The following is a 7,996-nucleotide window of genomic DNA, read 5'->3' as shown; positions in this document are numbered from 1 at the left end:
CTGTGCCTCTTCGAGGGTCATGTCTTCCCGCTCGAAGTACGCACAGCTGTAACTCTGCGTCGGGTCTTGGAACAGCCGGAAGAACTCGTCAGACAGGTCGTAGTGCGCCTGCGCCATCTCAAACTTGCCAAGGTGGAGGTCGCTGAGATCTCGTCCGTTCGTCCGTCGAGTTCGCCGAGCAATTCATTCAGCTGGTGGGTAGTGGGTCAGTTTGAATACCCACTACCGCGCCGTGCAGCATCGGTGGAAGCGTGGGACCGCTGGGTGGCATAGGGCACCGGCAACAATCCAAAAAGCCATGATAGTGGGGATCTGAAACTCAGATTATGATATTCTGATTGCATGCGCGAAGTCGCAGCGTCAGAGGCGTCGAGGAACTTCTCGGCGGTGCTCGATTCCGTCGAGCGGGGTGAAACAATCGTGGTGACGCGCGCAGGTCGCCGCGTCGCGTCAATCGCACCAGCGCCCGCGGCGACCGGTGCGGCATTGAATGCGGTGCTGACACGATGGCGCGATGCCGCGGCTCTTGACGACGACTTTGCCGAGTCCATCGGCACCGCGCGGGCCGCTGCATCGACCGACGACGACCGCGACCCGTGGACCGCCTGATCCTCGACACCGGCGTGCTGGTGGCTGCCGTGCGAGGACGAGCCACCGTTCCAGATGATGCCGACGTCGCCATCCCGGCAATTGTCATCGCCGAATATCTTGCCGGCGTGCACCTCGATCAGGACGCCGGACGGCAGGCAGCTCAACGAGCATTCCTCGACGAGGTCCTCGCCGTCATACCGGTCCACGCATACGACAGGTCTGTGGCCGAGCACCATGCAGCCCTGTTGGCCTACACCGCCCGACAAGGCCAGCGCCGAGGGGCCCATGACCTCATCGTTGCCGCCACCGGCCGCGCCACTGGCCGCACCATTCTCACCACTGACCGGCACGCGCGGTTCGGCGAGCTGCCCGACGTCAACGCACGCACTATTACCTGAACGCCCGGGGCTCCCTTTGAGGCGCTGGCGGACTGCTTAATTCTCGTCCCTTCTCATCATCGACCAATCCAATCCGACTCATTCACAATACTTTTGGATAGCCTCACGGCTTCCGATCGTCACTACCGCGTCCAACCACCAGCTGAATACTCAATTCCGGCAACAACTTCCATCCGCCACTCGTCGCCGCTGTCGATGCAGGTGGGGAGACCGGCGGGACGAACGGGGCGGGACCTCCCCCGCTGCCTAAACCCGCGCCCAAGCCGCGCGAGAAATCCGTCGATGCGGCGGGCGGCATCGCTGGTGGCGCTGCCATCCCGCCCGGATTAAAGCCAGCACCCGAGGTCAAACCCTGAGGCAGACCACCACCGCCACCCAAGCCACCCAACCCGCCCGCCATCGTGGTCGCCCACCACGTCAAGGTGCCCGACGCACCGAAGTACCGCGACCTCTTGGGCCAGCAGCAGGGCAAGGTGTGGAACACCATCGAGCACAAGGCCCACGGGAGCATCAGACCTTGATCCCCGATCTGGTGCTGGAGTCCGAGTACCTGACCTAGTGGACCCGCGCTATGCCGGTCGTCACGCTACCGGTGGAGAATCTGCCGGTGGCGGCGGGTATACGCGGTAGCAGTTCGTGCCGCCGAAACCGAGCACATATACAGTGTCGCAGCGCATGAAGCTGCCATCCGGGCCCTGGTCGTAGTCACAGCGACCCCCGCCGTTGCCCAACACGACCGCGCCGCCACAGGGCGCATCTGCGCTCGCCGGTCCCGCGAGCCCAATTCCGCCTGCGGCAAGTGCGCCGGTAATCGCCACTGCACTGATCAGTTTCCTCATTTTGTGTTCCTTCGACTGCCCGGATGACCGGGAACGTGCCGGTTGACTGACGCTGTCGTCACTAGTGAGTGATCCTCAACAACCGAGACTTAGCACTTAGGATGTCCGACGCCCTGCGCCGATGTCGTCGGGGCTAGCGCCCATTAGGCCCCCTGCTAGCCGTAATCCTGGTGTCGCGGGCTGGATCTGCGCTCGAGGGCGCGCCCATTGAGATCGTCAATCGGCGAACAGCGCCGCGCAGCAAGGCGGTGCAACCCGAACACTTACTACACCTCGGCTATCCCGGGGTCGGCATGTTGCGGGAACTCGCCGACCTGACTGGGCTGTCGTCGCAGGTCACTAGGGCGTTGGCCGATACCTACCGCGGGCCGTGGAGCCACGCGCCCGGGGAGGTGTTCGCCGATCTCGCGGCGCCGGTGGCCGACGGCGCGGACTGCGTCGACGGGGCCGGGAATCTGTTGGGTGACCGATCCCATGTATTTGGGCAGGTCGCGTCGACAACCACGTTGTGGCGGCTGCTCGACGAGCGGATCGACGCGACGCATCTGTCACGGATCCGCGGCGCGCGAGCCTATGCCCGCGAGCGGGCCTGGGCTGCGGGAGCGGCTCGCGATCATGACGGCTGGCTGCATCTGGACGTGGATGCCACCATCACCATCGATCACTCCGACAACAAGGAGAACGCCGCCGCGACCTGGAAGCACACCTTCGGAATGCACCTACCGGCGATAGATCCCCACGCTCCGATCACCGCCGTCAGTCGGTCGCTCGATCACATCGATCTCTTCGTCGCGGGTAGTGACCAGCGCATATGGACCGCAGCCTGGGAACCCGCATTCGGTGACCACTACCACGGGTGGTGGCCGATCGGATATTGACCGCACGCCAAGCGCACCCTCGATCCGGCCTGCGGCTCTGCCGACACCAGCTGTCACATGTCTCGGTGAGCGCCCCACAGGACGGTTGCAAAGCGCCGGCGGCATCGTCTGCGCCTATCGATCGGTAAGCGAGTTGGCCGGTCTGGAGATCTCGAACAGCCATCGCGATTGCGCGACGCGGACAACAACTTTCTCCCGCGTTGATGGGCTGCTTCACTTCCCGACTTACCGAGCAATGAAGCGAAACTGGCAGGGCGAAGCGCTGCGCAAAGCCCGACAGGGACGTGTACCTCGCCGCGGAAGATGAGGTAGTTGACTACTTAGGCACGCTTCGCCGGACCTCGCAAGACTAACGCTACGAGCATGTATCCGGAATCGAGAACGGAGTCGCGATGAGGGATTCTGTATCACTTGAGGACACTGCCGCCAATGACCCCGACCATTGGGCGGGGTGCGTCACGAGGGAACCCGCGGTTCAGCCAGCCGCGCGCTGCGGCACTGTCTGGCCAGGAGCATGCGCACGAATCGCCGACGCAGCGGATCAACCGCGACGCCAACTCCGACGCTCCTTCCCTGGCCATCCTCGCGTGGTGAGGGTGCACCGGTGCTGGTGAGTACATTCGGTGTCGCGTCCAGCCGTGCGGCGCGCAGCGAGCCATCCGGCGACCCGTCCGCAGCCGCGCAGGCGCCGACGCCCCCGAGCGTCACCCTTCCTCGAGGCGGCGGCGCATTGCGCGCCATCGGCGAGAAGTTCACCGCGAACCCGGCCACCGGAGTCGGCGAGTTCACGGTCGCGGTGCCCCTCAGCCCGGCCCGGGTCGGTGGGACCCCGGCGCTGGCGCTGTCGTGGCAGTCGGCGCAGGGCAACGGTGACTTCGGACTGGGCTGGCAGATCCCGGCCGGGCGGGTGCAACGCAAGACCGACGATGGCATTCCGCGCTACGCCGACGGCGCCGAGTCCGACGTCTTCACCCTGTCCGACGTGGACGACCTGGTCCGGATGCGGGGAGCCGACGGGTCACCGCTCGCCGACGACCTATCCATCGCGGGCTTCGCTGTGCGCCGCTACCGGCCTCGCACTGAGGGATCCTGTTACGGTGTGCCGCGGACCGCGCGGGAGCAGACTGATCCCCGTGGATGAGGATCTAGATCGAATGACGCAAGAGCAGCTGGTCGTCGAAGTGGTCAAGCTGCGCGCCGCGATACGTCGCCATCGTGACAGCTCCGGGCACGACCTGTGTTGGCATCATCCCGACCTCTGGGCGACTCTGCCCGAACGCATTGACCCGGACGTCGCCGTGCCGCCGTGGCCAAAATTTCTTCGAGGGTGCGTCGCCTATCGCCAGTCGCTGGATGAGCAGCTGCCCGGCGCTCCAAGACATGACGCGGACTACCGCGAGCAGCCCCGCTAACAATCGCCGCGCGGGCCGGCTCGCCGATGGTTGGTTCCCCATGGCCGGACCCGGACCACAGCTCGATGAGGCAGTACGAGTGCTGCGCCAAGCGGCCACCGAGGCGGGCCGAGACCCCGGTCGCATCGCCATGGAAGGTCGAGTCTCCTGGCGAGGCAATCAGGAAGAGTTCGTCGACGATGTGCGCCGCTGGGCCGCTGCCGGCGCCTCTCATGTTTCCATCAACACCATGGGCGCGGGTCTGAGCTCAGTCGACGACCACCTCGCCGCGCTGGCTACCGCCGCCGGCGCCGTCGAGACATTGGCCGGGTAGCTGTTGCTAACTTCGTCGACTCCCCGAGGCAATGCTGGATTCCACGGGCGCGAGACGAAACAATCAGGGGGCTCATCGATCGGGCCGAAGTGCACCAGAAAGACATCTCAGGAAGTTAAAAGTCAAGCCGCGTGCGGGAGAGGAGGTGGAAACGCCCGGTGTTCGTTGTAGGGCTGGCTGGTTTGCAGGCAGTGGTGAAGTTGGCCGAGGAATTTGTTGAACAGGTGTCGTTGGGCTTGGCGGTTCCAGTCTCCGGCGGCGCGGCGGGCATCGAAGGGGCGGCGGGCACCCGGGGAGCTGCGCAACGAGGCCACTGCCCAGATCGCGCCGACCGCGGCCAGGCGTCGGTTCTTGATATGCCGGTGTGTCACCACGGTTTTCTTGCCGCTGGCGCGGGTGATGGGCGCGGATCCGGCGAAGGCCTTCAACCCGCGGGCATCGGCGAAGCGGGCGCAGTCATCACCGATCTCGGCCAGCACCCGGGCGCCGGCCAGCATCCCCAAGCCGGGGAAGCTGGTGATGATCTTGACGTCCGGGTGTTGCTCAAAATGGGCACTCGCCGCCTCAGCCAAATCATCAGCGGCGGTGCAGGCGGCCTCGAACTGGCGCAGCAACGCCGACAGCTGAATACCCATCGCATTTTCCACCACGGGGGGCTGATGCAGGTAGGTATCGGTAAAGACCGCGCGCAGCCGCTCGACGTCGCGGTCGAGATCGCGGCGGCGGCCGGCCTTGACCAGCAGCGGGCGCAGCCGTGCCGGGGTGAGCTTGGCAGCCTCGGCGGGGGTGGGCGCGGCGGCCAGGATGGTGCGGGCATCGGCGCGGGCCAGCCCGCCGCTGGGCAGTTCGGCGAAGGCCACCAGCGCGGCCGGGTAGAAGTCTTTGAGCAGGTCGCGGATCTGGTTGCCGATCTGCTGACGTGCCCATACCGCGTCTTGCTGGGCGCGGGCCAGCACCCGGATGGCTTGGGCCAGGCCGGTGTCGGCCGGCAGGGGGCGGTGCGCAGCGGCATCGGTGCGCACAATGTTGGCCAGCAGCACCGCGTCGGTGGCATCGGATTTGGCCCACGACAGCGCATACCGGGCCCGATACTGCGAGGCCGCCAGCGGATTGATCGGATAGATCAGCCGGCCAGTTTGGCGCAGCGCGGCCACCCACAGCCCCCGGTCGGTTTCGATCCCGACCGGGATCGGATGGTCGGCGCTGTCGCCGGCCTCGGCCAACAGCGTCAACGCCTGCGCAAAACCGGCGGCGTCATTACCAAGCCGCCCACGCGCCACCACCTGCCCGTCGTCATCGACCACAGCAATGTCGTGATGCTCGCTGGCCCAATCAATTCCGCAATACAAGCCCAAGATGTCAGCGCTCCTTTGGTCGGTGATTGTGTTGTTCCCGCTGAAGTCGTGCGGCGCCCTAATCGCGGGACTCGAAGGTCCGTCATCTCAGTAGCCGTCCATGACTCCAGCCCACCACAGGACCTCGTTCTATCGAAGAGCTCACGGCTCGGGAACAACCATCAGGAAGTCAACCCCGCGGCGGGCTCGGGCAACGGCATCCCACCACCCACATACATGATCTGCCGCCAGGCGCGCCGATCTTTCTGGAGACGTCCAGCGTCGGGAACAACCAGGCATCGCCCGGCGGCAGACACACAAGGGACAGACCCCGGTCCTAAGACCGGCAACCCACCCCTACTAAACGATTAGGAGCCGCCAATCATGCTGCCGCAATCCGCCGATTATCCCGTCCGCGTTCGAGGTGACCTCGACCCCGCGCTGTCACGTTGGCAGTGGCTGTTCAAGTGGATTCTTGCCATCCCGCACTACATCGTGCTGTTCTTCTTGCACATCGCCGTCGTGGTTGTCTTTGTGATCGCATTTTTCGCAATTCTGATAACCGGGAAATACCCCCGCGCTCTGTTCGACTTCAGTGTCGGTGTCGAGCGTTGGCGCTGGCGGGTGGCCTTCTACGCGCTGACGGTGGTGGGCACCGACAAGTACCCTCCGTTCAGCCTGCAGCCGAAGCCGGATTATCCAGCCGACTTGACGGTCGACTACCCCGAACATTTGAGCCGAGGATTGGTATTGATCAAGTGGTGGCTGCTGGCTATCCCGCAGTACGTGATGATCCTGGCGTTCTTCACCGCCGGGGGGGTCCAAATCCAGCTGCATCCGGGCGAATGGATCAGCTTCCCGCTACTGTCACTGGTCTCGCTGCTGCTGACATTCGCGGTGGTGGCGCTGGTGTTGACCGGGCGTTATCCAAAAGGCTTGTATGACTTCGTGCTCGGCCTCAACCGGTGGGCGATCCGGGTGCGCGTGTATGCCGCGTTGCTGCGTGATGAGTACCCGCCGTTCCGGCTCGACCTGGGCCCGCGTGAACCGCAGCACGCAGTATCGCCGACATCACCTGAGCCGCAAGACATCTAATACCGCTGTACGGGGTGGATTAATGTAGGAGGTCTCGCCGGCCGGGGCCGTCTGGGGCCGTTGACCTGAATCGGTAAGTGCTCTGAACGCGCTCTGCAGCTGGCTGCGGGATGGCATCTTTTTCACCGAAAACAGCCGCGCCCCACGTAAATCCCAGGATTTTCGGATTCGTCTGATACAACATGAGAAGCGTGTCGAGCAATGTGCGCGAGAGGCCGCGATGAGCAGATTTACCGAAACGATGTTCGGCAATGCTGTTAGTAGCCGTAACGGGATGACCACCGGGGAGCCCTACGCCCCGGTTCGGCACAGCTGGGCACAAGTGCATGAACGCGCTCGAAGGGTGGCTGGCGGCTTGGCGGCCGTCGGGGTCGGTCATGGTGATGCTGTGGCGGTGCTGGCGGGTGCCCATCAGACTCGATGCGCGGCGTGGACCGTTCTTCAGCTACCATGCTCGCCTCATTAAACCTTTAGTCCCATGCGGAGACCGAACCGCTTAGTCAGCTTGGAGCGACGGTAGCGTAGCCTGTCAACGCCGCGATCACCCCGGCAACACGCTGAAAGTCGTTCCCCATAGGCATCGAAAGCGACGGCGTCGTAGCCAATTTCAGTGTGCTGCAACCGGCGTGCAAGCATCGCGGGCTTTGGAGGCAAGAGTTCCATCACCGTTGGCGGGAACGGTGCGCTTTCGGGTCGCATTAGCAACCGAACGAAACTGATTGTTTTCGAAGTCCCGCAAGGGGATCCCCAATTGGGACAGTGTTTCAACGGTGTCATGCCGCGGCCGGCTGTTCTGCGGTGGTCTTTTCGTAGTGGTCGGGTGCTTGCAGCCCGGCGGCACTGTGCCTACGGCGGGTGTTGTAGAAATCCTGGCACCAGGCGACGATAATCTTGCGGGCCTGGTCTCGGGTGGTGAAGTGGTGCCGGGACAGCACCTCGTGTTCCAACGTGGAGAAGAACGCCTCCGCGGCGGCATTGTCGAAGCACGATCCGACCCGGCCCATCGACTGGCGCACGCCGACACGCTCACATAGGCCCGTGAAACGTGTTGCGGTGTAGGTCGATCCGCGATCGGTGTGAAATACGACACCCTCGACCTTGGTGCGGCCGCCTCGCATCGTGGTTGCGATCTTGAT

At 64.4% G+C, this 7,996-nt stretch carries 10 protein-coding genes and 3 pseudogenes; 9 read left to right on the top strand and 4 right to left on the bottom strand.

Annotated features, from left to right (window positions below):
* The coding region (locus ACLQI9_RS31480) for a class I SAM-dependent methyltransferase (RefSeq protein WP_442379742.1) at positions 1-117 on the bottom strand (117 nt) is incomplete at its 3' end.
* Between the two features lie 225 nt (positions 118-342).
* Between ACLQI9_RS31480 and ACLQI9_RS31475 the strand changes: the two genes are divergently transcribed.
* The 3 genes and pseudogenes from ACLQI9_RS31475 to ACLQI9_RS31465 all read left to right on the top strand — a co-directional run.
* A complete protein-coding gene (locus ACLQI9_RS31475; RefSeq protein ID WP_442379740.1) occupies positions 343-609 on the top strand; it encodes a type II toxin-antitoxin system Phd/YefM family antitoxin in 267 nt (88 codons plus the stop codon).
* Positions 597-989, top strand: coding sequence for a PIN domain-containing protein (locus ACLQI9_RS31470; RefSeq protein WP_442379738.1), 393 nt, complete (start codon positions 597-599; stop codon positions 987-989). Before ACLQI9_RS31475 ends, ACLQI9_RS31470 begins: the two co-directional genes overlap by 13 nt.
* 386 nt (positions 990-1,375) lie before the next feature.
* Positions 1,376-1,548: pseudogene (locus tag ACLQI9_RS31465) on the top strand (O-methyltransferase); the annotation flags it as partial.
* A gap of 22 nt (positions 1,549-1,570) precedes the next feature.
* Here the strand turns inward: ACLQI9_RS31465 and ACLQI9_RS31460 are convergent.
* On the bottom strand, positions 1,571-1,828 hold the full coding sequence (locus tag ACLQI9_RS31460; RefSeq protein WP_442379736.1) for a hypothetical protein: 258 nt from the start codon (positions 1,826-1,828) through the stop codon (positions 1,571-1,573).
* Positions 1,829-2,112: 284 nt separating this feature from the next.
* Between ACLQI9_RS31460 and ACLQI9_RS31455 the strand changes: the two are divergent.
* The 4 genes and pseudogenes from ACLQI9_RS31455 to ACLQI9_RS31440 form a co-directional block, all read left to right on the top strand.
* Positions 2,113-2,547 (top strand): annotated as a pseudogene (locus tag ACLQI9_RS31455) (transposase); the annotation flags it as partial.
* Between the two features lie 769 nt (positions 2,548-3,316).
* The gene (locus ACLQI9_RS31450; protein ID WP_442392764.1) at positions 3,317-3,847 is read left to right on the top strand and encodes a SpvB/TcaC N-terminal domain-containing protein; all 531 of its coding nucleotides are present in this window, start codon (positions 3,317-3,319) and stop codon (positions 3,845-3,847) included.
* A 13-nt stretch (positions 3,848-3,860) separates the two neighbouring features.
* The gene (locus tag ACLQI9_RS31445) at positions 3,861-4,118 is read left to right on the top strand and encodes a hypothetical protein (RefSeq protein WP_442392762.1); all 258 of its coding nucleotides are present in this window, start codon (positions 3,861-3,863) and stop codon (positions 4,116-4,118) included.
* A 40-nt stretch (positions 4,119-4,158) separates the two neighbouring features.
* Positions 4,159-4,431: a hypothetical protein gene (locus tag ACLQI9_RS31440; RefSeq protein WP_442392760.1), complete on the top strand. Its 273-nt coding sequence runs from the start codon at positions 4,159-4,161 to the stop codon at positions 4,429-4,431.
* Between the two features lie 122 nt (positions 4,432-4,553).
* Here the strand turns inward: ACLQI9_RS31440 and ACLQI9_RS31435 are convergent, their stop codons facing one another.
* The gene (locus tag ACLQI9_RS31435) at positions 4,554-5,780 is read right to left on the bottom strand and encodes an IS110 family transposase (RefSeq protein WP_442382468.1); all 1,227 of its coding nucleotides are present in this window, start codon (positions 5,778-5,780) and stop codon (positions 4,554-4,556) included.
* Positions 5,781-6,149: 369 nt separating this feature from the next.
* On the opposite strand from ACLQI9_RS31435, the gene ACLQI9_RS31430 reads away from it, so the two are divergent.
* Positions 6,150-6,860: a DUF4389 domain-containing protein gene (locus tag ACLQI9_RS31430; protein ID WP_442382464.1), complete on the top strand. Its 711-nt coding sequence runs from the start codon at positions 6,150-6,152 to the stop codon at positions 6,858-6,860.
* 220 nt (positions 6,861-7,080) lie between these two features.
* A pseudogene (locus ACLQI9_RS31425) lies at positions 7,081-7,269 on the top strand (long-chain fatty acid--CoA ligase); the annotation flags it as partial.
* A 364-nt stretch (positions 7,270-7,633) separates the two neighbouring features.
* On the opposite strand, the gene ACLQI9_RS31420 reads toward ACLQI9_RS31425, so the two are convergent.
* On the bottom strand, positions 7,634-7,996 hold a 363-nt coding region (locus tag ACLQI9_RS31420), incomplete at its 5' end, for a transposase (protein ID WP_442392758.1).

The sequence above is a fragment of the Mycobacterium sp. genome, assembly GCF_052143115.1.
Taxonomy (GTDB): Bacteria; Actinomycetota; Actinomycetes; order Mycobacteriales; family Mycobacteriaceae; genus Mycobacterium.
This window is presented reverse-complemented; position numbering and strand designations above follow the sequence as displayed.

Coding starts and splice junctions, on each gene's coding strand:
- ACLQI9_RS31430 (WP_442382464.1), top strand. CDS start 6,150: ATGCTGCCGCAATCCGCCGATTATCCCGTCCGCGTTCGAGGTGACCTC.
- ACLQI9_RS31445 (WP_442392762.1), top strand. CDS start 3,861: ATGACGCAAGAGCAGCTGGTCGTCGAAGTGGTCAAGCTGCGCGCCGCG.
- ACLQI9_RS31460 (WP_442379736.1), bottom strand. CDS start 1,828: ATGAGGAAACTGATCAGTGCAGTGGCGATTACCGGCGCACTTGCCGCA.
- ACLQI9_RS31475 (WP_442379740.1), top strand. CDS start 343: ATGCGCGAAGTCGCAGCGTCAGAGGCGTCGAGGAACTTCTCGGCGGTG.
- ACLQI9_RS31440 (WP_442392760.1), top strand. CDS start 4,159: ATGGCCGGACCCGGACCACAGCTCGATGAGGCAGTACGAGTGCTGCGC.